Origin of the sequence: Pseudoalteromonas sp. APAL1, from assembly GCF_021532475.1 — a bacterium.
Taxonomy (GTDB): domain Bacteria; phylum Pseudomonadota; class Gammaproteobacteria; order Enterobacterales; family Alteromonadaceae; genus Pseudoalteromonas; species Pseudoalteromonas lipolytica_C.
The window spans coordinates 38,264-62,235 of record NZ_JAKGAW010000025.1 but is presented as its reverse complement, the minus strand read 5'-3'; the positions used below and the strand labels follow the sequence as shown (position 1 = coordinate 62,235).

The window sequence follows — 23,972 nt, the reverse complement described above, 5'->3', positions numbered from 1 at the left end:
TAGATAATAAAAAACCAGCCGAGGCTGGTTTTTTAATGCTTATTAATGTTAGCTCATCGCCATCATCATTTTTGCAGGATCTTCTAAGTATGACTTCCACAAATTGTTGAAGCGGGCAATCGTTCCGCCATCAATCACGCGGTGGTCGCCAGACCAACTTACTTGCATAATAGCAGCTGAAATTACATTACCTTGTGCATCAAAACGAGGTAAATGCTGCAGTTTACCTAAAGCAACAATCGCTACTTCAGGTTTATTGATGATCGGGGTTGCAATTGTGCCGCCAATCGCACCAATGTTAGAAATGCTAATAGTGCCGCCTTTCAAATCATCTGGTGAAACACGACCATCACGTGCCGCTTCAGTTAAACGAGTAACCTCATTTGCAACATCTACAATGCTCTTTGACTGACATGATTTAATGTTAGGCACGAGTAAACCAATCTTAGAATCAACCGCCATACCGATGTTATGATCATCAAAGTAAGTCAGCTCACTGCAATCATCATTAACTTGTGAGTTAAGTACTGGGAATTGCTTAATAGCTAATGACAGCGCTTTGATAAAAAACGGCATCATAGTGAGCTTAACGCCCTGTTGCTTATACTGCTCTTTTAACTCGCTGCGCATTGCAATTAGTTTAGTCAGGTCGATTTCATCACAGAATGTAAAGTGAGGAATTGTCGAAACTGAGGCAACCATTTGCTTAGCCATTGCGGCTTTAATGCCTTTAATTGGCTCAACACGACTACCACCAGACACTGCTGTTACAGTTGCCGCTGGTTCTGCCGCTTTTGGCGCAGCTTGTTGTTGTGTTTCTTGGCTTGGTGTTTCGTTTAAGAAATCTTCGATATCTTGTTTATAAATCCGGCCATTTTTACCAGAGCCTGGTACTTGCGTTAAATCAACATCTAGTTCGCGGGCTTTACGACGAACAGCAGGTGAAGCAACTGCTTTTTTGTTAAGTTGTTTAGTTGCGCTAGATGCAGGTGCTGACTTTTCTGCAGATTTAGTCACTGCATTTGTTTGTGCTTTAACTACCGCAGAGCTTACATCAGGCTCTGCGCTTTGGCCCGCAATACTCATTTGAAATAATGGGCTATGAACCGCTGCAATATCACCTTTTTGGTAATAAAGCTTTTTCACTTTACCTGTGTATTTAGCCGGAATTTGCACCAATGCTTTGTCTGTCATTACATCACACACAGCTTGGTCTTCAACGATTTCATCGCCTTCACTCACTAACCACTCAACAATTTCACACTCAACGATACCTTCACCGATATCTGGCAAAATGAAATCTTCTAAGTGCTCACCAGTCTCAGATGGTGCTTCAGTAGCCGCAGGAGCTTGAGCTTCTTCGCTTTGTGTTGGTGCTTCGCCATCAACATCCATTGCAAATAATGGCGCATGGACTTTCGCAATATCACCTTTTGCATAATATAGCTTGCTGATCACACCATCATGGACAGCTGGAATTTGCACAAGCGCTTTGTCGGTCATCACATCACAAATAGGCTGGTCTTCTTTTACAGCATCGCCCTCTGCAACTAACCACTCTACAATTTCACACTCTACGATGCCTTCGCCGATATCTGGCAAGATAAAATCTTTAGACATACTGACTCCTAAAACTCAACTGATTGCTTAATCGCAGCAAGCACTTTTAGTGCATCCGGCACATATTCTTTTTCAAGTGCTAATGGATATGGCGTATCTAAACCACACACGCGAGCAATTGGCGACTCAAGGTGTAAGAAACACTCTTGTTGAATTGTTGCAACGATTTCAGCCCCAAAACCATTTGTGATTGGTGCTTCGTGGCTAACGACTAAACGACCTGTTTTAGTCACTGATTTAGCGATTGTCTCAACATCCCAAGGTAAAATAGTACGTAAGTCGATAACTTCACAACTAATACCTTGTTCAGCTGCTTTTTTAGCCGCATCTTCAACGATTTCCATCTGTGCGCCCCAAGCAAGCAAAGTGACATCAGTGCCTTCTTGCACAACTTCAGCTTTGCCAAGTTCGATGCTGTAATCTTCTTCTGGTACTTCGCCCGTTGATGCACGGTATAAACGTTTTGGCTCAAAGAAAATAACAGGGTTATCATCTTTGATTGATGCACGAAGTAAGCCTTTTGCTTGATAAGGATTACGTGGCACAACTAACTTCAAACCCGGTGTATGAGCAAAATAGGCTTCTGGTGATTGTGAGTGATATAAACCACCTGCGATACCACCGCCATACGGAGTACGAATTGTTAGATTGCCTACATCAAATTCATTACCACTGCGGTAACGGAATTTAGCTGATTCATTCACGATTTGGTCAAATGCAGGGAAAATATAATCTGCAAATTGAATTTCAGCTAAAGCAGGTGCACCAAACGCCGCTAAACCATTAGCAAAACCTAAAATACCTTGCTCAGTTAACGGTGTATTAAACACACGGTGCTTACCATATTTTTCTTGTAAGCCCGATGTTGCACGGAATACACCACCAAAATAACCAACGTCTTCACCAAAAATACATGCATTTGGATGCTCTGCCATGGTGATATCAAGGGCAGAGTTAATTGCATGAAGCATGTTCATTTTAGCCATTACTTTAATCTCCCAGCAGTTGTTGGATAAGCATCAGGATGCTGCAAAATGTGCTCTTTTAATTGTTCGTATTGTTTTTGCAGTGATGGGATTGGCTTATCATAAACATCAGAAATAAGATCTTCTAATGCTGGTTTTGCTACTTTTTCAGCACGCTTAAGCGCTGCTAAAATTTCTTCACGAATTGTTTCTTTGTCTTTTGCGTCTTGCGCTTCGTCTAACCAACCTTGTTTTAGTAACCAATTACGGAAACGTTCGATTGGACAGCCTTTGTGTTTAGCTTCTTCGTCTTTGCTGCGGTAGCCGCTTGGGTCGTCACTCGTTGAATGAGCCCCTAAACGATAAGCGATTGATTCAATTAAAACTGGCTCACCATGTTTAGTGGCAATTTCACGTGCTTTTTTAGTTGCAGCATAAACTGCAAGGGCATCAGCACCATCAACACGGATTGTTTTAATACCATAACCGACACCACGAGAAGCAATACCATCCCCTTTAAATTGCTCATCAGCAGGGGTTGAAATCGCATAGCCATTATTACGAGCAAAAAAGATAACTGGCGCTTGGTGAACAGCAGCCATATTCAAGCCCGCATGAAAATCACCTTCTGAGGCTGCACCCTCACCAAAATAACAAATGGTGATGTTATCAATTGTGCTGTTTAACTCACCTGTTTGTGGGTCAATATGGCGAACTTTTTGACCATACGCATAACCTGTTGCTTGCGGAATTTGCGTACCAAGTGGTGATGAAATTGTCATGTAGTTAAGTTCGCGTGAGCCATAGTGAATTGGCATTTGGCGACCTTTACCCAAATCTTTTTCGTTTGAAAACATTTGGTTCATGAATTGGTCAAGTGTAAAACCTCGGTATCGCAAAGCGGCTTGTTCACGGTATTGGGCCATGATCATATCGTTTTGGTCAAGCGCTGCTGCTGATGCGGTTACAGCCGCTTCTTCACCTAAACATTGCATATAAAAGCTTACACGACCCTGACGCTGTGCTGCTTGCATACGTTCATCAAGTGCTCGAATAAAACGCATTGTCTCGTATAAACGGATTGCGGTTGCTTTGTCGATATCGGGTGCGGTGGCACCTTCATGAATGTCGCCTTCCTCATTAAGAATACTTAATGTAGGGATCGTTAATGCGTGACCATCAATAAATGACAGATCATGATTAATGTTTAGCGATACGTTATTTGGATTACTCATAACCTACCTTCTTTCGTTGTCAGAAACCTACGCCACTGCCCTTATTTGTGTTTATTATCAGCATTTGCTGTAAGGATAAAGTTTGCGCAATATTCAATCTAATTAAATTAAACTGCCGTCACTTTACGTTAACGTAAGTTGTTATTCAACTAATCATAGACGAATAGATGAGAAATGGCTAAAAACGCATGGAAAGTTAACTATACAACAAAATAAACTCTTTATAGTCATATAGTTAACTTAATATAGATGGGTGTTAATGCAGAGATTTTAAATAAAGTTGCTATCAACTTGCATTGGGATAACGGTAAGCAAAGCACGCTGACCTAAGGCTACATCAGCGTTTGGGAAGATAATAGCTTCACCCTCTACCTCCGCTTCATATCTGGTCTGACCATCAATTGCCAATAATTCACCCTTTGCAAAACCGGTGAAGTTTTCTACATCATCAGCAAATGGGAAGCTAAAGTCTTCACACGTACGGTTTATTGTTCTATAAACTGAAAACAACTCAAAATCACCTGCATTAAATTCTTTATAATCCACCTTTTCTTGACTAATTAATGCAGTTAAAGTTTGTTTGGTTTTCTCGAAGCGGCTCATGTCGTTTTCACCAAATGGCTTTACTTGACCAAGCTCTACCGTAAATGAATCAGCACCATGTACAAACGACGAGTAGTAACTAAACGTTGTTGCCGCTGATTTCATCATTAATACTGTGTTTACACCACAGCTGAGTAAAAATTGCAGCTGTGATTTTTTCCACGGTTTTCCATGTAAGAATGGGTATACAGCAAACTTTTCATTTTTAGAGCCACGAATTGCAGTATGAAGGTCATAATGAAAACGCTCACTGTTGTGGTTGCCTCTTTGGAAAAAATCAGAAACAACATCCTCAAGCTGCTTTGCACGAACTCGCTCAGGGTTTGAAGCAATACCTTCTACAGTATGGTGACCGTTAAACAGGCGGTTTAGGTTTTCATCTACAAAGCGCTTACCGATATTAATCGACTTTGGATTACCAAAAATACACAGTACACGCTGCTTAAGCGGCAGTTGTTCTTTAATAATTGCTCTAATTAATTGGTCACAAATTTCAATTGGCGCCGTTTCGTTGCCATGTATCGCACTTGAAAGAACAATATCTTTGTTTGTTTGCTGATTTGGTTGAAATTCAATGATGCCCGTATCATGAACTGTCACATCAGTGCCATTCTCAAGGGTGAATGCACAAGGCTCAAGTGAAAATTCATTGTTACGGGTTAAGGTTAAAAAGTCGCCATTGCTTTTTAATTCGTCAAGATATGAAGGAATTGAATAGCTCATTGTCCTATCCTAAAAATACGTGAGAGTAGAATACAAAAACGGCTGAGAATCTCAGCCGTTTTAAAAGATAAAAATGAAATTAGCTAATTACTGTATCAACCAGTTTTTTCGCTTCTTTTTCTAGTAATGCTAGATGCTCTTCACCTTTGAATGATTCTAGGTAAATTTTATAGATATCTTCTGTGCCTGATGGACGAGCTGCAAACCAACCATTTTCGGTAACAACCTTTAAACCACCAATAGCAGCATTATTGCCAGGTGCATGAGTTAGTTTTTGTGTAATAGCATCACCCGCTAAGGTACTGGCAGTTACATCATCTGCTGATAACGCTTTTAGACGCGCTTTTTGCTGTGCATTAGCTGGGGCATCAATACGTTTATAGATAGGTGCACCAAACTCTTGCTCAAGTTCTTTATATAGCTGTGAAGGTGTTTTACCCGTTACTGCTAATATCTCAGCAGCTAGTAAACCTAAGATAAAACCGTCTTTGTCGGTGTTCCACACCGTACCATCGAAGCGCAAGAATGACGCCCCTGCACTTTCTTCACCACCAAAAGCAAGTGTCCCCTTGCTTAAGCCTTCAACAAACCATTTAAAGCCTACTGGTACTTCTTTTACTTCACGGTTATTACGTGCAACCACTTTATCAATCATGCCGCTAGATACGAGCGTTTTACCAATTGCAACATCGTTTGACCATTCACGGTTATTTAGTAAGTAGTCAATTGCAACCGCTAAAAAATGATTTGGATTCATTAGACCATCAGGTGTAACAATGCCGTGACGGTCATAATCAGGGTCGTTACCGATACCAATATCGTAGTCATCTTTTAAAGCAATAAGATTAGTCATTGCATAAGGAGATGAGCAGTCCATACGGATTTTACCGTCTTTATCCAAAGGCATGAACGAGAATGTTGGATCAACAGACTTATTTACGACCGTTAAGTCTAAATTATATTTTTCGGCAATCACTGGCCAGAAGTTGATACCAGAGCCACCGAGTGGATCCACACCAATTTTGATTTTTGCATCGCTAATAGCTTTTAAATTAACAATGTTCGCTAAGTCATCGACATAAGGTGTTATTAAATCTTGGTATTTGATAAAGCCAGAACGTGATGCTTTAGCAAACGGAAATAACTCTACAGCAACTAAATCTTCAAGCAGTAATTGATTTGCTCTATCTTCGATCCATTTAGTAACGTCAGTATCAGCAGGTCCGCCATTCGGTGGATTATATTTAAAACCACCATCTTCAGGCGGGTTGTGTGACGGAGTTACAACGATACCATCGGCCAATTCATTTGGATTTTCTTTATTATGACAAACAACTGCGTGGCTGATCACTGGGGTTGGCGTATAGTCGTCATTCTCTTGAGTAATAACTTGCACTTCATTCGCAACCAACACTTCAATTGCTGAATTAAAAGCAGCTTCACTTAAAGCATGCGTATCTTTGCCAAGAAACAGAGGTCCAAAAATGTTATTTTCTTTACGATAATCACAAATTGCTTGAGTGATCGCTAATATATGCGATTCATTAAATTTTACATCGAATGAACAACCGCGGTGACCAGACGTACCAAAAGCAACGCAATGCTCTGGGTTTTGTTCAAGATCAGGTTCATTTAAGTAATAAGCAGAGATTAGTTTTGGAACATTTACTAAGCTCTGTTGTGGCGCAGGTTTCCCTGCCTCTGGATGAATCGCCATATTATTTCCTTACCTATTATAAGTAATCACGAATTTTTTCTGCTTCGTCCGCACTATAGCCTAGGCTTAGGGCCACTTCATGAAGCATCATTTTTTTTCTGGTTGTATTTGAGTTAGTCATCACCCAATACTCTGTATCGGTGATATTTTTTGGATTCATACTACTGCCACTTTCAAGCAACGCCTCTTTACTCGTTGCAAAATAGACGCGGTCACGGCCTTTAATTTCTAGAACGTTCGCAAAATCTGCTTTGTGTGTTCTGTAAAGCGCTGCCAAGATAAATAAGAAACGACCAACAACACCTTTTTGCATTGCCAGTTCTTCTTTGTTTAACACATTAAACACATTACCTTTGACTTGTTGCGCTGTTGTGACAGTTTCGACTTGTTCAGGTTCATCGTGTTTAGGGGCTGGTTCTTGCTCTATTGCTTGTTCAGGTTCAACAACTGGAGATTCTTGTTCAGTTTTGCTAGTTGCTGTTTCAACGGGCGCTAAGGTGCCATCAGAAAGGTTTAATAAACGACGTAAAATAGTGGAAGCGCTCTCACCAATACTTTGCGTGTTGCTAGCTATGTATTGATATAACTCGTCGTCTATGTCAATTTTTTTCATGTTATTCCTGTCTTTACGGGTCACATTATAAAAGTTCTCGATGATTATACCTAAGCTCGCAGTAATTCTCTATGTTTTGCAATTTGTTATTTCGCTAGGCAAAATACTGCCATTAAAATTAGGAGTTGAAAATGCTATTAAACTACCAACAAATGGGTCAAGGTTCAGACGTTGTGTTGATCCATGGTTTGTTTGGCTCGCTAGAAAACCTCAATGTAATCGCAAAAGCCTTAGCTGAAAATTACCGCGTAACGAATATCGATTTACGAAATCATGGTAAATCATTCCACAGCGATACCATGAATTACCATGCTATGGCTCAAGATGTCAGTGAGTTACTTGAACACTTGAACATTAATAAAGCTCACATCATTGGTCATTCAATGGGCGGTAAAGTTGCTATGCAATTAGCCCTTAATCACCCAGCGCTAATCAATAAACTAGTGGTGTTAGATATCTCTCCTGTTGCTAATAACCCTCGTCATAGTGCTATTTTCGCAGGCCTGAATGAAGTAGCCGAGTCAAATGTTGCTGACAGGAAAGCCGCTGATGAAGTCCTTGCAAAACACATAGATGAAGTGGGTGTACGCCAGTTTTTATTAAAGAGCTTTGCTAAGAACGATCAAGGCCACTACCAATGGCGCTTTAATTTAGCGGTTATATATCAGCAATATGAAAATATTTTAGCTCAAGTTGATGAAAATGATTCTTGTTTATGTGATACTTTGTTCATCAAAGGTAATGATTCAGACTACATCTTAGCTGAGCACCGCCCTGCAATTATGGCGTTATTTCCTAATGCTAAAGCAAAAATAATTCATGGCGCTGGTCATTGGTTACACGCACAAAAACCGCTTGCCGTAAATAAAGCAATTAGCGATTTTTTAGCCACATAAAAGACAGATAAATTTCGCTGTTTTTGATCGTGCGCACTAAATTATTATGAATTTGTGTGGTATAGTACGCGCCGTTTATTTTGAAGGTTTATACGTTGATGGTCAGTCAGTTAATTAACGAATTTGATACCTTAGGGTTGTATTTTGGCTTAGCCGGCATTTTCTTTTTTATTGGAATGGCAATTCAAGACGTCCTTAAAAAAGGTGATGTACCAAAATTTGGCCGATACATCGTTTGGTTAGTGCTATTCTTAGGCTGTTCTGGGTTTATAGCTAAAGGTCTTATTCAAGTCTTTTGGCAAGGCGCAGGTGTGGGCTAGATATGGCAAAATCAGAAACAGATAGAACAACACCCGATTTATTTGAATACGAGAAACGTCCAGGTAGACCTAAAACAAATCCCCTACCTCGCGACATGCAATTAAAAGTAAATAAACGTAATCAAATAAAGCGAGATAAAGCACGTGGTTTAAAGCGTGTAGAATTTAAGGTTTCATCACAGTTATATCAGGCATTAAGCGATATGGCAGATGCGCAGAATATTAGCCGTAGCGCGTTGATTGAAACAATTTTACAAGAAAGATTGGCTATTGATAGATAGAAGGTTTTAAATCCATGTCAAGCGTAGGTATTTTTTTCGGAAGCGACACAGGTAATACTGAACACGTAGCTAAAATGATTCAAAAAGAATTAGGTAAAAAGCTAGTCGCGGTTCATGACATTGCAAAAAGTTCTAAAGAAGAGATTGCTGAATTCGATTTATTGTTATTCGGTATTCCAACTTGGTACTACGGTGAAGCGCAATGTGACTGGGATGATTTTTTCCCTGAATTAGAAGAAGTAGACTTCGAAGGTAAACTGGTTGCAATTTTCGGTTGTGGTGACCAAGAAGACTATGCTGAATACTTTTTAGATGCAATGGGTATGATCAATGACATCGTTACTGAGCGTGGCGCGATTGTAGTAGGTCACTGGTCAACTGATGGCTATGACTTCGAAGCATCAAAAGCATTAATTGATGACAAAACGTTTGTTGGCTTAGGGATTGACGAAGATCGTCAACCTGAACTGACAGAGCAACGTGTAAAAGACTGGTGCGCTCAAGTTTATGAAGAGATGTGTTTAGCGGAACTTGCTGATTAATAACAAGTACTACTCGCATTTACTAGCTGATGTAAAGATGCACAACCAGTTCGTTTTCGTCTAAAAAAAACAGCAATCAAACGAATTGTTCTTTGCACTTAGTAACTAGGCACGTTATTCTAACAGTTGCTAATGTGTCGTGTGCATCTTAATGATGCCTAGTATAACTAAATAAATTGAGACAGATTGAATGACTGATCACAACTTGGAACTAAAAAAAGCAGGGTTAAAAGTAACTTTGCCGCGTATTAAAATTTTAGAGATTCTACAATCTCCAGACAATCAACACATCAGCGCTGAAGATGTCTATAAAATTCTATTAGACAAAGGCGAAGAGATTGGTCTTGCAACTGTCTACCGTGTACTTAACCAATTTGATGATGCAGGTATTGTATCTCGCCACCACTTCGAAGGCGGCAAGTCAGTATTTGAATTATCAGGTAGCACTCACCATGACCACCTCGTTTGTCTTAAATGCGGCAAGGTTGTTGAATTTGAAGATGATTTAATCGAACGTCGTCAAGAAGAGATTGCTACAGAAAATGGCATTAAATTAACTAACCACTCTCTTTACCTTTATGGTGAGTGTGAGGACAAAGTTAAGTGTAAAGAATACGCTGAGTCAAATAGCTAATTAGCTGTTTATTTCAGACATAAAAAAACCTGCTTAAAGCAGGTTTTTTTATACCTATTAAAATCAATTAGATGATTTCTAATAGCTCAACATCAAAGATTAGTGTTGAGAAAGGTGCGATTGCAGCACCAGCACCACGCTCACCATAAGCAAGCTCATGCGGTACGTATAAACGCCATTTTGAACCAGTACCCATCATTTGTACTGCTTCAGTCCAACCTTTGATAACACCACCCACTGGGAATTCAGCTGGTTGACCACGCTCATAAGAGCTATCAAATACCGTACCATTGATAAGTGTACCATGGTAATGCGCACGAATTGTTGAATCTACAGTTGGTTTCTCACCATTGCCTTCAGTAAGCACTTCGTATTGAAGACCTGACTCAGTTACTGTTACTTCAGGACGTTTTGCATTTTCTTCTAAGAAGGCAATACCTTCAGCAGCAAGTACTTTAGCTTCTTCTTCGCGGCGAGCTTGGATTTCAGCATTGATCTTTTCAAAGGCAGCTTGAATTGCTGGGATTTCAACTTGGAAATCGTTACCAGTGTATGCGTCTTTCATACCTTCAAATACAGAGTTTAAGTTTAAACCTTCAAAAGGGTTTGCTTTTAATTGCTCACCCATTTGTAAACCAATACCGTAACTTGCTTTTTCAGCGTCTGTTGTAAAATTATCTGACATGTTTAAATTCACGTTTATTTAGTTAAAAGACGTGCCCATACTAACATAAAAAAACAACGAATATCGCTTAGTTTATTGCGTTTGCTCAGTGTTTAAACTAATTCGTTGCTTTATTTTCTCAATGACTAATGTTGCAACCGGTAAACTTATCACCATAGCCAAAATAAAATATGTATCTTTTAAACTCGCCTGCCCCATTAATATTAAAGGCACTACAACAAGCCCAACTACAGCGATAAATATTGCCGCAATAACAGGCCAATGTTTATCGTACTTACCAATTAAATGACCTACGAGTACATTGAAACCAATGCCATACGCAATTGAGGATAACAACCCGTAATCTGGTTGTGCATCATGAGCCATAGCAACAAGTACATTAATGCCACTATGATAAAAATAAGAGAAGATACACCAAAGTAAAACATGCTTTATCATTCTTATAGGTGTAGAAGGTGTGCTTGCTGACATTATTTATCTCCAGATAGCAAAAAACCGCCCTGTAGGCGGTTTTTTTAAATAATGGTGGAGAGATAGGGATTTGAACCCTAGAGGGGCTACAAACCCCTGCCGGTTTTCAAGACCGGTGCATTCGACCACTCTGCCATCTCTCCGTACGGCGCGCATAATATTAGTTACCGTGGTCGATGTAAAGCCTTAATTGTAAAAAAACAATAAAAACTCATATTTAGTAATACTGTTTAGGTCGACGCGCAATCATTGAGCAGACAAAACAGACAATTAAACTGATAAGAGCAAACCCTGCCCCCTGAACAATAACGTCTATTTTATTTAGATTGTTATTTGGTACTATCACTAATAAAAATGCGGGTAAGCAGGTTAAGGTCAATACATAACAACAAACTTTAAAAGCGCGACCAAAATCAAACCGCTTAGTACTGTGCATCCACCACGTAAGTAACAACAAAAACCCAATAGCAGATAAGCCAAGAAATTGTGGCGCTCTAGTTGAGATAGCCACAAAAAAAGTGAGGGCAGCACCTATAATGCCCCATATTGACCAAGCGAACCAATTTTCTTTTTCTCGTAAAAATAAGTTTCCCATTGTCCTCGTCTTCTTTATCGTTATTTTTTAAGACTATCCCTACGTTAACAAAAAACAACCGATTAAAAAACACACTGAAGAATAATTATTTTGTTTTTTGCATCCTAATAATTCTTACACTGCAGCTTAAATTAATTAAACTAACACATGCAAGCTTAATAGCATCTGACTGCATAAATATAAAAAAGTTCCTAATTTTTAAAGTCTCTCAAAAAAAGTATCTGGTTTATGCCTAATAGGCTTTTTAATATCAACTTCAGGAGTACCTAAATATAAGAAGCCAACTATCTCGTCATCAATTTTACAATTTAAAGCTTTTTTGACTGATTCACTTTGAGCAAAATAGCCTGTGCGCCAGATCCCACCTAATCCTTGGGCAAAAGCGGCCTGCTGCATGGCAAGCACTGCACAACCAGCACTTTGAACTTGTTCAATACGTGGCACTTTAGGGTTTTCTTTTACATCAGCAATGGCAATGATAATCATAGGGGCGCGAAGTGGTAGTTCTTTTGCACGATTAACCGTGCGCTCATCTTGATGTTCAGCAACTGCAGCTTGATGATAAATATCACCTAATCTATGCCGAGCATCGCCTTCAACAACAATAAAACGCCAAGGAGCAAGGCAACCATGATCCGGTACTTTTATTGCAGCTCTTTGAATAATCTCAAGCTGTTCTTCTGATGGACCCGGAGCTATAAGACGTGGATCTGATTGTCGAGTTTGTAAAAGAGTTAAAGCGTCCATTTAATTCCTATTAAAACATTAATACAGCGCCTCATTTTATAAAGGCATTAAAGTTCTAGCTTATCATTTATATTCACTTGCAATAAAGAGCTTAGTGCGATTTCTAACAAGCCAATAATCGAGGCTAAAATAGCGACCTCCCCCCGAAAAAAATAAGCTTAGTAGCATAACGAAATAGAGCGCTGAAAACTCAATACCATTATTTAAAATCACAGGTTTCCCTTTAGCATACAGGTATTCCGTATAACCATGAGTCTCTAATAACTCGCGCATTTTAGTTAATCTCTCACCCGCTTCTTTTGAATTAATCAAACTGGCTTCACTTGCAGGAATTGCAAGCCAATTGAGGACTCTTGCAGGGCTGGTACTCGCATCTGTTGGGGTAACAGCAAACCAGCCATTACTTGCGTGCACAGTCGTTGCAGCAACAAGCATAGTTATCATTAAGGGGATTGCTACTAAACGTGTGAACAGACCAAATAACAGCAAAATGCCGCCTAAAAACTCTGTCCATGCTGCTAAAAAGGCCAGTACAGAGGGCATTGGTAGGCCTAACCCCCATTCACTATTACCAAACCAAGCGACGATATCATCAGAGGCTAAAAAGTATTGATAAAAATGGTTAACATCACCGCTTAAGGCAAGTTTATTAAAGCCGGCAATGATCATCACTGGGGCTAATATTAAGCGAATAAATAGGCTGGGTAGTCCATCTAAAAACTGAAGTTTAGTTAAGATGCGTTGGTAAAGAGGTAATAAGTGTGTGATCAACATTGCGGTCTCGTGACTAATTAGATTAATCACACAGACCGCGGGTTTTCTAGTTTACTTTCAATTAAATTTTACGAGCGACTTGTAGCGCTTCAAAAATCGCACGTTTCGCATCAATAGCGGCAGCTAATTTGGCTCCACCAATAACGTGAACTTTGGCGTTTTCTGTTTGTTTTTCGAATGTTTCTGTATTTGAAACCTGACCAATACAAGCAATCACAGTATCAACATCTAAGATTTGCTCTTCACCTTTAACAGTAATTTTCAAACCTTGGTTGTCAAAGCTAAGGTACTGACACTCAGCAATTTGCTTTACACCATGCTGTTTAGCAACTTGACGATGGATCCAACCCGTTGTTTTACCCAGTTCACTACCAAAACGCCCTGCACTTCGCTTAAGCATGTATATTTGGCGGTTATCTTTTTCAGGTGCAGCTTCACATTCAATACCCCATTGAGTTTTGAATTGCTCAATAGTTTGCCCTTTGTGTTCACTTAAAAAGGCAACCATATCAAAACCAATACCGCCGGCACCTAGAATCGCTATTTTGTTACCGAGCTCTACCTCACCGCGGATCACTTCATCATAGGCAAACACACGCTTGCCATCGTTACATTCTATTTTTGCTTCACGAGGTCTAACACCTGTTGCAAACACAACATCATCGTATTGGTTAAGCATGTTTTCTGTAAATTCAGTGCCTAGCTTTAAATCAACATTTAAGCGTTTTAACTCATTAGTAAAGTAATTAAGAGTATGGTTAAAGTCTTCCTTACCAGGTACTTGCATTGCTAAATTAAATTGACCGCCCATCTGCTCTTTACGCTCAATTAGAGTCACTTTATGACCTTTTTCTGCTAAATAGCAACTAGCAGCCAGACCAGCGGGGCCTGCACCAACAACAAGCACTAAACGAGAAGATGACGCTTTTTCAAGGCTATAGTCTAATTCAAAAGCAGCCTGTGGGTTAACTAAGCAAGTCGCACGTTTGTTTTTAAATACATGGTCTAAACAACCCTGATTACAGCCAATACAGATATTGATTTGCTCTGACTTGTTATTTACGTATTTATTAAAAAACTCAGGATCCGCTAATAAAGGACGCGCCATCGAAATTAGATCAGACTCACCCGCCTCTAAAATACCATTGGCTATTTCAGGTGTATTAATGCGGTTTACTGCGATTACTGGTACCGATACTGTATCTTTTAAACGTTTTGATGCCTCTTTAAAGGCACCCGGTGGTACCATGCTCGCTATTGTTGGAACACGTGCTTCGTGCCAACCAATCCCCGTGTTAAAGATATCAACGCCCGCTTTTTCAAGTGAAAGCGCTTGTTGTTTAACTTCTTCAGGTGTCGAGCCGTTTGGGATCAGATCCATTACAGATAGGCGAAATACAATAATAAATTTTTCACTTACTTTAGCGCGAACAGCTTTTACAATATCAATAGCTAAACGCATACGATTTTCAAGGCTACCTCCATAACTATCCGTACGTTTATTAGTATGGTTAGCCATGAACTCATTAATCAAATAGCCTTCAGACCCCATTATTTCAACACCATCGTAACCTGCTTTTTCAGCTAGTTTTGCTGAGTTTGCAAAGTCTTTAATAGTCTTTTTTATTGAGCCTAACGACATTTCTTTAGGTTTATAAGGATTAATAGGTGCTTGAATAGCACTTGGTGCTTGATTAAATGGATGATATGCATAACGGCCAGCATGTAATAATTGTAAGCAAATTTTTCCGCCATGTTGATGCACTGCATCCGTATATGCGCGATGTTTAATCACATCATAAAACGAGTTAAACGTTGAGGCGAAAGGCGATAGCTTACCTCGTAAATTTGGACTGTAACCACCAGTTATAATTAATCCAGTGCCACCCTTTGCACGTGCTTCATAAAATGCGCGCAAGCGTTTACGGTTGTGCCATCCCTCTTCTAAGCCGGTATGCATTGATCCCATAACCAAACGGTTACGAAGTTCGGTATGCTTTAATTGTAATTTTTGTTCTAACATTGTGTGCCCCGTTAACTGGTCGAACCTCTACTTGAAATAGATTCTGCGGTAATAACTTAGAATAATCAACTTTTCGCTAGTAAATATTCTGTAGCAAATTGTCTTTTTAAACACTCTGTTACTATTTAACAGTTAAATTTAAAGTTAATCTAAGCTAAGATGAGTCATTACAAAGCTGTATTGAATTAAGGATTTATTTTGCTAGCAAAGATATTTAAAGGCATTTGGACTGGGATTAACTTCTCCCGCCGTTTAGTCCTAAACATTTTATTTTTATTACTAGTAATACTCTTTTTCGTTGCAATAACAGGTGAAGAAGACAAAGTAAAAGTAGCAGACGGAACTGTGTTGCGCCTCAACTTAAATGGCCCAATAGTTGAAGAAAAAACTTACGTTGATCCTGTAGAAGCTGCGATTAATGACGCAACTATGGGCAAAGAAGCACCATCAGAAATTTTACTTGATGATGTAATCGAAGTTATCAACGAAGCAACCAATGATGATCGCATCACTGTAATGCTACTTGACCTACAAAAAATGCCTAGTGCACACATCAATAAACTTAAGCAAATTACTAAGGCTATTGATGAGTTTAAAGCGGCTGGTAAACAAGTTATTGCTACAGGCTATTATTACACTCAAGCACAATATTATATTGCAGCTCATGCTGACGAAATCTCAATGCATCCTTACGGTGGTGTGAGTATCGAAGGCTATGGCATGTTCCCTCTTTACTTTAAAGAAGCATTAGAAAAGCTAAAAGTAACACAGCATATTTTCCGTGTTGGTACTTATAAATCAGCAGTCGAGCCATTTATTCGCAACGACATGTCTGATGCAGCAAAAGAAGCGAACAGCGTTTGGTTAACAGCACTTTGGAATGAATATAAAACAGATGTTGCTGCAAGCCGCCCATTCGATGAAAGCAATTTTGATGAAGATATGGATGTGTACTTAGCTAAAATGCAGGCCGTTGACGGTAACTCTGGTCAGTACGCTTTGAACAATCAATGGGTTGATTCTTTAAAAACATCACAGCAAATTCGCCAGCAACTGATTGAATTAGTCGGTGCAGAAGAAACCGGTAAGACCTTTAAGCAAGTCAGTTTCCGTGAATATCTATCATTGGTAAAACCACCTGTTGAATTTGACAACCCAATCACTGAAAAAGTAGCGGTTGTTGTTGCTAAAGGCACTATTGTCGATGGCGAACGCAAAGCCGGTGAAATTGGCGGTGATTCTACAGCTGCCCTACTTCGTAAAGCTCGTTTAGATGACAAAGTAAAAGCAGTGGTATTACGTATAGATTCAGGCGGCGGCAGTATGTTCGCATCTGAAGTTATTCGAGCTGAAGTTTTAGCTCTGAAAGCTGCTGGTAAACCTGTTATTGCTTCTATGAGCTCGGTAGCAGCATCGGGTGGTTACTGGATTGCCTCAGCCGCCAATGAAATTTGGGCTGCACCTAGCACAATTACAGGTTCAATTGGTGTGTTTGGTACGTTCATGACATTTGAAAATACTATGGCTGAACTGGGTATATATTCAGATGGTGTTGCGACAACAGATCTTGCAGGCTTCTCAATTGCGCGACCGCTTGATGAGAAAATGGCAGATATTATCCAACTAAGTGTTGAAAATGCATATAAACGCTTTTTAGATGTTGTGGCTGAAGCGCGCAATATGACACCTGAACAAGTAGATAAAATTGCTCAAGGTCGTGTATGGATTGCAACACAAGCAAAAGAGCTTGGTTTAGTTGATAAACTGGGTGACAAGCAAGATGCAATTGAAGCTGCCGCTGAACTAGCTAAACTTAAGCATTAAGATGTTAAAACGATCAAACAATCGCTTACACCGCAAGAGCAAATGCTTCAAGATATCTTTGGTACAGCAGCAGTTAAAAGCTTCTTTGCTAAGTCTGATTCATCACAATCAGTATTGGCTACACAAGCTAATTTACAGAGCCTGATCAAGCAACTAAGTAGTGAAATTGACAATCTTAAAGATTACAACGATCCACAAGGCGTATACGCTCGTTGTTTGGTGTGTAATGTAATTCAATAAGTTACTTAGCAATTCAATTTTAGGTATACTAGGCCCAGTTATTTAACTGGGCCTTTTTTATGAAACGTAAACGTATATATATCGCCTACACAGGTGGTACCATCGGGATGAAAAAATCGAGCCGAGGCTATGTACCGGCTGAAGGTTTTTTAACCGAAACTGTGGTCAATAATGCAGAATTTAATCGTGACGAAATGCCTTTATTTGATATTCACGAATATTGCCCACTGATTGATTCTTCAGATATGTCACCTGCCCACTGGCAACTAATTGCTGACGATATCAAAAGTAAATACCAAGACTATGATGGTTTTGTGGTTCTGCACGGTACAGATACTATGGCTTATACCGCTTCTGCCCTGTCATTTATGTTTGAGAACCTGACAAAACCTGTGATTGTCACAGGCTCGCAAATTCCGCTTTCGCAGCTTCGTTCTGATGGCCAAGTCAACTTACTCAATGCAATGTATTTAGCAGCTAATTACCCTATTGCTGAAGTAAGCCTATTCTTTAATAACCAATTATTCCGCGGTAACCGTGCAACAAAAGCCCATGCTGATGGTTTTGATGCATTTGCCTCTCCGAATCTTGAACCTTTAGCATTGTCAGGTATTAATATTCAACTTATCAAAGGCCAGCTAAGTCCTTACGTTGATAATGCACTGCAAGTTTCCAATATTACTCCACAGCCTATTGGTGTACTTTACTTATATCCGGGTATCAGCCCTGAAGTGGTAAAAAGTTTAGTAAACGACAATATAAAGGCCTTGGTGCTCTTGAGTTTTGGTGTGGGTAATGCGCCACAAGACTCTGCATTTATAGATATTCTGAATGATGCAAGTAATCGCGGTATGGTGATTGTTAATTTAACGCAATGTTTAAAAGGCCAAGTGAATATGGGCGGCTATGCCACAGGGAATGCTTTGCTTAATTGCGGTGTTATTAGCGGCTATGATATGACATTAGAAGCCTGTTTGACCAAGTTGCACTACTTATTTAGTCAAAAGCTTGAAGTAGAAACAATTCGACACTTGATGCAAGATAACCTTCGCGGCGAGTTAAGCCGTTAAAAAAAGGCACCAATTGGTGCCTTTTTTAGTTTTTTGATGATTAACGAACTTTTTCGTCAATCTCAACTAAGTCAGTTAAATGGCATATTTCACCGCTGTGGGTTTTAATACCATGTTCACCAAAGTAATCTCGTTGTGCTTGCACAAGGTGACCATTGCTTGGTGTTGTTAACGTCGCAATGTAAGTTTGCGTTGCTGTTAATACAGGGAAAGCAAGACCAGAAGCAACCGCTGCACCTGTCACTTTACGTAAAGCTGCTGACTCACGCTGCATAGAATCAATAAATTCTACACCTTCAGCAACGTTGTCTAAGTAATCAGCACGGATAATACAGCCTGCGCGCCATGTTTGTAGCGTTTTAGAAAGATCAACTTTCCACTGATGAGCGCGTGACGCACCTTTGATAAGTGCTAAACCTTGACGATAAGCAAGTAAACTTGCCAGAGTGAATGCATCTTTTAGCTCCGCTAAGTCTAAATCAACTGTGTCAGTTGCTTTAGCAGCGTAAGTCATTTCTTTAGCAGCATGCGTATCACAAGTATTTGTTAAGTGACGTGCTTGAACAGCTGCCACTAATGATGGTACTGCAATACCAAGCTCTAGCGCATTTTGCGCAGTCCATAAACCAGTGCCTTTAGCGCCAACCTTGTTGTCGATTAAATCAACTAGCGGTTCACCTTCTGTTGTTTCGAGGCTCAAGATATGGCTTGAGATTGACAGTAAGTAGCTATTTAATGTGCCTTCAGACCATTCATTAAAAATGTCAGCAACTTCTTTTGGTGAACGATTCGTGCCTAAACGCAATAATTGATACATTTCTGCAATTAATTGCATTAACGCATATTCGATACCGTTATGAACCATTTTCACAAAGTGACCACTTGCAGATTGACCTACACGGGCAAAGCATGACTCACCTTTATAGCTTGCAGCTACTTTTTCAAACCACGGCTCAACACGCTCCCAGCCGCCCTCTGAACCACTTGCCATCATAGCTGGGCCGTGACGAGCACCTTCGGCACCGCCAGAAATACCCATAGTGGCAAATTCAAATTTGTTTTGATATTTAAGTTTACGGCTTATGCCGTCTTTATAGTTACTATTGCCGCAATCTACTATAATGTCATCACAGTCAACGCCTGCTTCTGCAAGCTCTGTACATACTTTATCAACCAATTCACCAGCAGGAACTAAAAGTAGAATCGAACGAGGCGGCTCTAAGCGTCTAACCATATCATTTAAATCAGACACAATATGTAAACGGTCTGCCAAACCTAGTGCTTTCGCACAGCTTAGTAACTCGGCACCCGCATCTGGGTTTTTATCATAAGCTACTAATGTCAGCCCTTTTTCAATCAGGTTGAGGGCAAGATTTTTACCCATAACGCCTAACCCTACTAATGCAACTTGCATTTAGTGTCCTCCTCGGTAACAACTATTGGTTAGTTAATCAAAATAAATACGCGCGCATTATACCCAAGCAGCCCAAAAATGCGAGCTTCCGAGCTAACTTGCTATAAATCTATAAAAGGCACGCAGCAAGCTGGGGTTAGTATATCAAATTAATAAGGGCATCGGACCAGATTTTTATAATACCCTTTAAAAAGGTATGTGTATTGACGCTACCTGACACCGGTGTCATAATAGCGTCATTAATGCTTTGTAAACTCTGTATTTAATACAAAGAGCCAGATACTCATACGTAAAAACAATGATTTTTTACTTATGAATTCTGCATTAAGCTTAATTTGATTCATTTATATGCTATTAAATAAGCACAACATTTTAATAGATAACCATCAATTCGCTTAATATTTTTAAGCGCACAGGAGAATTTGATGCTAAGACGCACTAAAATTGTTGCGACACTTGGGCCGGCAACCGATCGCGATAACAACTTAGAAAAAATCATTCGTGCAGGTGCAAATGTGGTTCGTTTGAACTTCTCACACGGCGTAGCACAAGATCACAAAGACCGCGCACAAGCAGTTCGCGATATTGCAAAGCGTTTAGGCAAGCACATTGCAATTCTTGCTGATTTACAAGGCCCAAAAATCCGCGTATCTACGTTTAAAGACGGTAAAGTAAACTTAGCAGTTGGCGCTAAATTTACCTTAGATGCAAAAATGGAAAAAGGCCAAGGCGATGTAAATGCTGTAGGTATCGATTATAAAGAGTTACCAAACGATGTTAAATCAGGTGACTTACTGTTATTAAATGACGGCCTTATCCAACTGACTGTTGATAGCGTAGATGGTCATTTAGTTCACACCACAGTCACTGTGGGTGGTGTACTTTCTAACAATAAAGGTATCAACCGCTTAGGTGGTGGTCTTACGGCTCCGGCATTTACAGAGAAAGACAAAGAAGATTTAATCACAGCCACAGAAATTGGTGTTGATTATATTGCAGTATCATTCCCACGTAGTGGCGATGACATGCGCTATGTTCGCTCATTAGCAGAAGCTGCTGGTTCTAACGCGCAGCTTCTTGCCAAAATCGAACGTGCAGAAGCTGTAGAAACAGTTGAAGCAGTTGATGATATCGTACTTGCTTCTGATGCTGTTATGGTTGCTCGTGGCGACCTTGGTGTTGAGATTGGTGATGCTGCCCTTGTTGGTAAACAAAAGCTAATTATTAGCCGCGCACGTTCACTAAACCGTACTGTGGTAACAGCAACGCAAATGATGGAATCAATGATTGATAACCCGATGCCAACACGCGCTGAGGTTATGGACGTTGCAAATGCGGTTCTAGATGGCACTGATGCAGTAATGTTATCTGCTGAAACAGCAGCTGGTGACTACCCTGAAGAAACCGTTGCTACTATGGCCCGCGTATGTTTAGGTGCTGAGTCTCAAAAAGAAACTCACGTTTCTAAGCACCGTTTAGATAGCCGCTTTTCATCTAATGCAGAGTCAATTGCACTGTCTGCTATGTATGCAGCCAACCATCTTGATTCTGTAAAAGCGATTGTGACACTGACTGAATCAGGTAGCACAGCTAAATTAATGTCGCGCATTAGTTCTGGCTTACCAATTTACTCATTATCACGTCACGCTAGCACTTTAGGTCAAACTGCATTGTATCGCGGTGTTTACCCTGTGTTTTTTGATTCAACTAAATGTGAAGATGAAAATATGGTTCGCGAAGCACTCAATACATTAGTAGAACTTGGTTCTTTAAGCACCGGAGATACTGTGATTTTAACTCACGGTGATGCGATGGAAACTATTGGTGCTACCAATACAATGAAGATTGTGACAGTTTAAACTGTTGCAATCACTGATTAAAAAAGGCGCATTGATTGCGCCTTTTTTGTCTTTAACTGATTATGAAAGCTTATTAACTTGCTAGTGCAGCTTTTACTTTGTCACGATAGCTGCGGCTTACTTTTAACTCTTGTCCATTATCGAGAACTAACAAGTACTCCCCACTCACCTGAGTGACGAGCTTACTAATTTGTTTGGTGTTAACAATAGCACTGCGGTGAACACGAACAAACAGTTGCGGATCTAACTCTTGCTCTAGCTCTTTCATGGTTTTACGTAAGATATGAGTTTGGCCATCTTGGCAATGTAAACACATATAGTCACCTGCAGCATCAACCCATTGAATTGTAACAACAGGAACACGAACAATTTCGCCCTGCTCTTTTACTGCCAGTGATTCAGGATAACGACGATCTGCAAGGCTATCGCCTGTCGCAAGCTTTTTCAAAATCTCTTCACAATTGTTGCCAGTAATACCAGCCACAAAGCTTGCTAGTTTCTTCTTATGGGCGTTATCTTGTTGTGTTTTTAAATAAGTATGCACTTTTTCTACCGCCTGTTTTAGTCTGTTGTCATCGACTGGTTTAAGAATATAATCCAATGCATGAATCTCGAATGCTTTTACCGCAAACTGATCAAACGCAGTTACAAACACAATGGCAGGCAATGGATTAACACTTTCGCTTAAAGCGCGGGCCACTTCAAAACCATTCATATTTGGCATTTGAATATCTAAGAATACCAGTTCTATATTCCCTGATAAGCACTCATCTATTGCTTCTTGACCATTGCTACATAAACGAATTACTTCTATGTCTTCAAATTCAGAAAGTCGAACGGCTAAGCCTTTCCTTGCAAGCGGTTCATCATCAACGATCAAAGTTCTAATTTTGCTCATTTCTTAACAGCCTTTTCAAACGGAACGCGCAGATTTACTTTTAATCCACTTGGCGTATTGTCAGAGAGAACAAACGAGTAGTTGTTCTCATAAAGTGTTTTTAATCGATCCTGAGTGTTAGCTATACCAACCCCTTGAGAATTAACAAGCTGACCATTTTTAAGCTCAGTGCCAGGACCATTATCGCCTACTTCCAATAATAATTCATTTGCAAAAACTTGTGCCTTAATATCAATGACTCCGCCCTCGTTGAGTTGTGCTATCGCATACTTAATGGCGTTTTCTATCAACGGCTGGAGAATTAAACTTGGTACTAAGGCTTTTTTTGCTTGTTCGCTTACATCAACGTTAATTTGTAAACGCTCATCAAAGCGTACTTTTTCAATTTCTAAGTACAGCATTAATGCATGAATTTCTTGCTCTAATGGAACTTTTTTAATTGGATCTGTATTGAGTGTATAACGCAAGAAATCACTTAATTTAGACACCATTAAATTAGCATCTTTATTCTCTTTAACCAAAATAAGTGTAGAGATTGCATTAAGCGTATTAAATAAAAAGTGCGGATTAAGCTGATAGCGTAGCATCTTAAGTTGTGCTTCGTGAGCCATTGTTGTCGCTTTTAAAGCCTTTTGACGTTCACTTTGCAATAACTGGTAATACTTAATACCAAAATATAATCCACTCCAACAAAGGATAATATAGACTGAATCTAAACCTTGCTGAAAGTAATAAAACCACTCGTTTGGGCGATAACCATGGCGGTATATCTCCCATAAATTAAATTTTTGTACTACAGCCCAAAGTGTGCCCGTTAAATAAGAGGCACCAAATACTACTAACATGAGTACCCAAGGCGAAGCATTCCACACTTTGCGATACATGTAGCGTAAAGGCACTGTCATTAAACAACCAGCATAAGCATTTAATACAATGACAAACACGTAAATATCACGCATTTCAAATACTTTAGAGCCGATGTAATTAACTAACGCATACCCTATCCAGCCTGCAATTTGCAAAACCCAGAAAAAACGTTGTCGATTATCAACTAATGATTGCCAATTCAAAATATCAAGTTACCTTACAAACTTAAAGTTATTATACCGATAGACTGTTATACAAAGCACTGCCGCCTATCTTAATTTTTTATAGCCTTAACGCATAATTCAGGTATAAAAAAAGCGAAGACGACAGCCGCCTTCGCTTTTTAAACATTGTCT

The 23,972-nt window shown here is 39.7% G+C and carries 22 protein-coding genes, 1 tRNA gene and 1 pseudogene; 8 read left to right on the top strand and 16 right to left on the bottom strand.

Annotation, left to right across the window (positions count from 1 at the left end; all coding sequences use genetic code 11):
- Nucleotides 1-48: 48 nt before the first annotated feature.
- From L1264_RS13250 to seqA, 6 genes are all read right to left on the bottom strand, one after another.
- Complete coding sequence (locus L1264_RS13250) at nt 49-1,620, bottom strand: dihydrolipoyllysine-residue acetyltransferase (protein ID WP_138556908.1); 1,572 nt, start codon at nt 1,618-1,620, stop codon at nt 49-51.
- 8 nt (nt 1,621-1,628) lie between these two features.
- Nucleotides 1,629-2,606: an alpha-ketoacid dehydrogenase subunit beta gene (locus L1264_RS13245; protein WP_199526539.1), complete on the bottom strand. Its 978-nt coding sequence runs from the start codon at nt 2,604-2,606 to the stop codon at nt 1,629-1,631.
- Nucleotides 2,606-3,820 (bottom strand): thiamine pyrophosphate-dependent dehydrogenase E1 component subunit alpha, encoded by a 1,215-nt coding sequence (locus L1264_RS13240; protein WP_135924410.1) that lies wholly within the window; start codon nt 3,818-3,820, stop codon nt 2,606-2,608. The genes L1264_RS13245 and L1264_RS13240 overlap by 1 nt, the downstream gene beginning before the upstream one ends.
- 270 nt (nt 3,821-4,090) lie before the next feature.
- Entirely contained in the window at nt 4,091-5,146 is a 1,056-nt protein-coding gene (astE, locus tag L1264_RS13235) for a succinylglutamate desuccinylase (RefSeq protein ID WP_199526540.1), read from the bottom strand.
- 79 nt (nt 5,147-5,225) lie between these two features.
- Nucleotides 5,226-6,863 (bottom strand): phosphoglucomutase (alpha-D-glucose-1,6-bisphosphate-dependent), encoded by a 1,638-nt coding sequence (gene pgm, locus L1264_RS13230; protein ID WP_199526541.1) that lies wholly within the window; start codon nt 6,861-6,863, stop codon nt 5,226-5,228.
- A gap of 16 nt (nt 6,864-6,879) precedes the next feature.
- Complete coding sequence (gene seqA / locus L1264_RS13225; RefSeq protein ID WP_135924407.1) at nt 6,880-7,476, bottom strand: replication initiation negative regulator SeqA; 597 nt, start codon at nt 7,474-7,476, stop codon at nt 6,880-6,882.
- A 131-nt stretch (nt 7,477-7,607) separates the two neighbouring features.
- Between seqA and L1264_RS13220 the strand changes: the two genes are divergently transcribed.
- The 5 genes from L1264_RS13220 (at nt 7,608) to fur (ending at nt 10,149) form a co-directional block, all read left to right on the top strand.
- Nucleotides 7,608-8,372, top strand: a complete 765-nt coding sequence (locus L1264_RS13220) for an alpha/beta fold hydrolase (protein ID WP_199526542.1) — start codon at nt 7,608-7,610, stop codon at nt 8,370-8,372.
- A 98-nt stretch (nt 8,373-8,470) separates the two neighbouring features.
- On the top strand, nt 8,471-8,692 hold the full coding sequence (locus L1264_RS13215; RefSeq protein ID WP_062569139.1) for a DUF2788 domain-containing protein: 222 nt from the start codon (nt 8,471-8,473) through the stop codon (nt 8,690-8,692).
- Nucleotides 8,693-8,694: 2 nt separating this feature from the next.
- Nucleotides 8,695-8,973, top strand: a complete 279-nt coding sequence (ybfE, locus tag L1264_RS13210) for a LexA regulated protein (protein WP_004586673.1) — start codon at nt 8,695-8,697, stop codon at nt 8,971-8,973.
- Nucleotides 8,974-8,987: 14 nt separating this feature from the next.
- Nucleotides 8,988-9,515 carry a flavodoxin FldA gene (gene fldA, locus L1264_RS13205; protein ID WP_135924405.1) on the top strand — a complete coding sequence of 176 codons (528 nt, stop codon included), beginning with the start codon at nt 8,988-8,990 and terminating at the stop codon, nt 9,513-9,515.
- 190 nt (nt 9,516-9,705) lie between these two features.
- On the top strand, nt 9,706-10,149 hold the full coding sequence (gene fur / locus L1264_RS13200; protein WP_135924404.1) for a ferric iron uptake transcriptional regulator: 444 nt from the start codon (nt 9,706-9,708) through the stop codon (nt 10,147-10,149).
- Nucleotides 10,150-10,216: 67 nt separating this feature from the next.
- On the opposite strand, the gene L1264_RS13195 is transcribed toward fur, so the two are convergent.
- The 7 genes from L1264_RS13195 to L1264_RS13165 all read right to left on the bottom strand — a co-directional run bounded on the left by L1264_RS13195 (nt 10,217) and on the right by L1264_RS13165 (nt 15,444).
- Nucleotides 10,217-10,834: an FKBP-type peptidyl-prolyl cis-trans isomerase gene (locus L1264_RS13195; protein ID WP_135924403.1), complete on the bottom strand. Its 618-nt coding sequence runs from the start codon at nt 10,832-10,834 to the stop codon at nt 10,217-10,219.
- Between the two features lie 72 nt (nt 10,835-10,906).
- Nucleotides 10,907-11,305 (bottom strand): hypothetical protein, encoded by a 399-nt coding sequence (locus tag L1264_RS13190; protein ID WP_135924402.1) that lies wholly within the window; start codon nt 11,303-11,305, stop codon nt 10,907-10,909.
- A gap of 52 nt (nt 11,306-11,357) precedes the next feature.
- Nucleotides 11,358-11,448 (bottom strand) — tRNA-Ser (locus tag L1264_RS13185).
- Between the two features lie 74 nt (nt 11,449-11,522).
- Entirely contained in the window at nt 11,523-11,900 is a 378-nt protein-coding gene (locus tag L1264_RS13180) for a hypothetical protein (protein WP_138556897.1), read from the bottom strand.
- Between the two features lie 198 nt (nt 11,901-12,098).
- Complete coding sequence (locus tag L1264_RS13175) at nt 12,099-12,647, bottom strand: NAD(P)H nitroreductase (protein WP_135924400.1); 549 nt, start codon at nt 12,645-12,647, stop codon at nt 12,099-12,101.
- A 63-nt stretch (nt 12,648-12,710) separates the two neighbouring features.
- On the bottom strand, nt 12,711-13,421 hold the full coding sequence (locus L1264_RS13170) for an HvfX family Cu-binding RiPP maturation protein (RefSeq protein WP_138556896.1): 711 nt from the start codon (nt 13,419-13,421) through the stop codon (nt 12,711-12,713).
- Nucleotides 13,422-13,482: 61 nt separating this feature from the next.
- A complete protein-coding gene (locus L1264_RS13165; RefSeq protein WP_199526543.1) occupies nt 13,483-15,444 on the bottom strand; it encodes an oxidoreductase in 1,962 nt (653 codons plus the stop codon).
- Nucleotides 15,445-15,642: 198 nt separating this feature from the next.
- On the opposite strand from L1264_RS13165, the pseudogene sppA reads away from it, so the two are divergent.
- Nucleotides 15,643-17,508, top strand: a pseudogene (gene sppA / locus L1264_RS13160) (signal peptide peptidase SppA).
- Between the two features lie 59 nt (nt 17,509-17,567).
- Entirely contained in the window at nt 17,568-18,578 is a 1,011-nt protein-coding gene (gene ansA / locus L1264_RS13155) for an asparaginase (RefSeq protein ID WP_199526544.1), read from the top strand.
- 40 nt (nt 18,579-18,618) lie between these two features.
- Here ansA and gndA read toward each other — a convergent pair whose 3' ends face one another.
- Complete coding sequence (gndA, locus tag L1264_RS13150; RefSeq protein ID WP_054553937.1) at nt 18,619-19,992, bottom strand: NADP-dependent phosphogluconate dehydrogenase; 1,374 nt, start codon at nt 19,990-19,992, stop codon at nt 18,619-18,621.
- Between the two features lie 425 nt (nt 19,993-20,417).
- On the opposite strand from gndA, the gene pyk reads away from it, so the two are divergent.
- Nucleotides 20,418-21,851 (top strand): pyruvate kinase, encoded by a 1,434-nt coding sequence (gene pyk, locus L1264_RS13145; protein WP_199526545.1) that lies wholly within the window; start codon nt 20,418-20,420, stop codon nt 21,849-21,851.
- 73 nt (nt 21,852-21,924) lie between these two features.
- On the opposite strand, the gene L1264_RS13140 is transcribed toward pyk, so the two are convergent.
- Both L1264_RS13140 and L1264_RS13135 read right to left on the bottom strand, forming a co-directional pair.
- Nucleotides 21,925-22,749, bottom strand: coding sequence for a LytR/AlgR family response regulator transcription factor (locus L1264_RS13140; RefSeq protein ID WP_135924394.1), 825 nt, complete (start codon nt 22,747-22,749; stop codon nt 21,925-21,927).
- Nucleotides 22,746-23,819, bottom strand: coding sequence for a sensor histidine kinase (locus L1264_RS13135; RefSeq protein WP_135924393.1), 1,074 nt, complete (start codon nt 23,817-23,819; stop codon nt 22,746-22,748). The genes L1264_RS13140 and L1264_RS13135 overlap by 4 nt, the downstream gene beginning before the upstream one ends.
- Nucleotides 23,820-23,972: the final 153 nt, after the last annotated feature.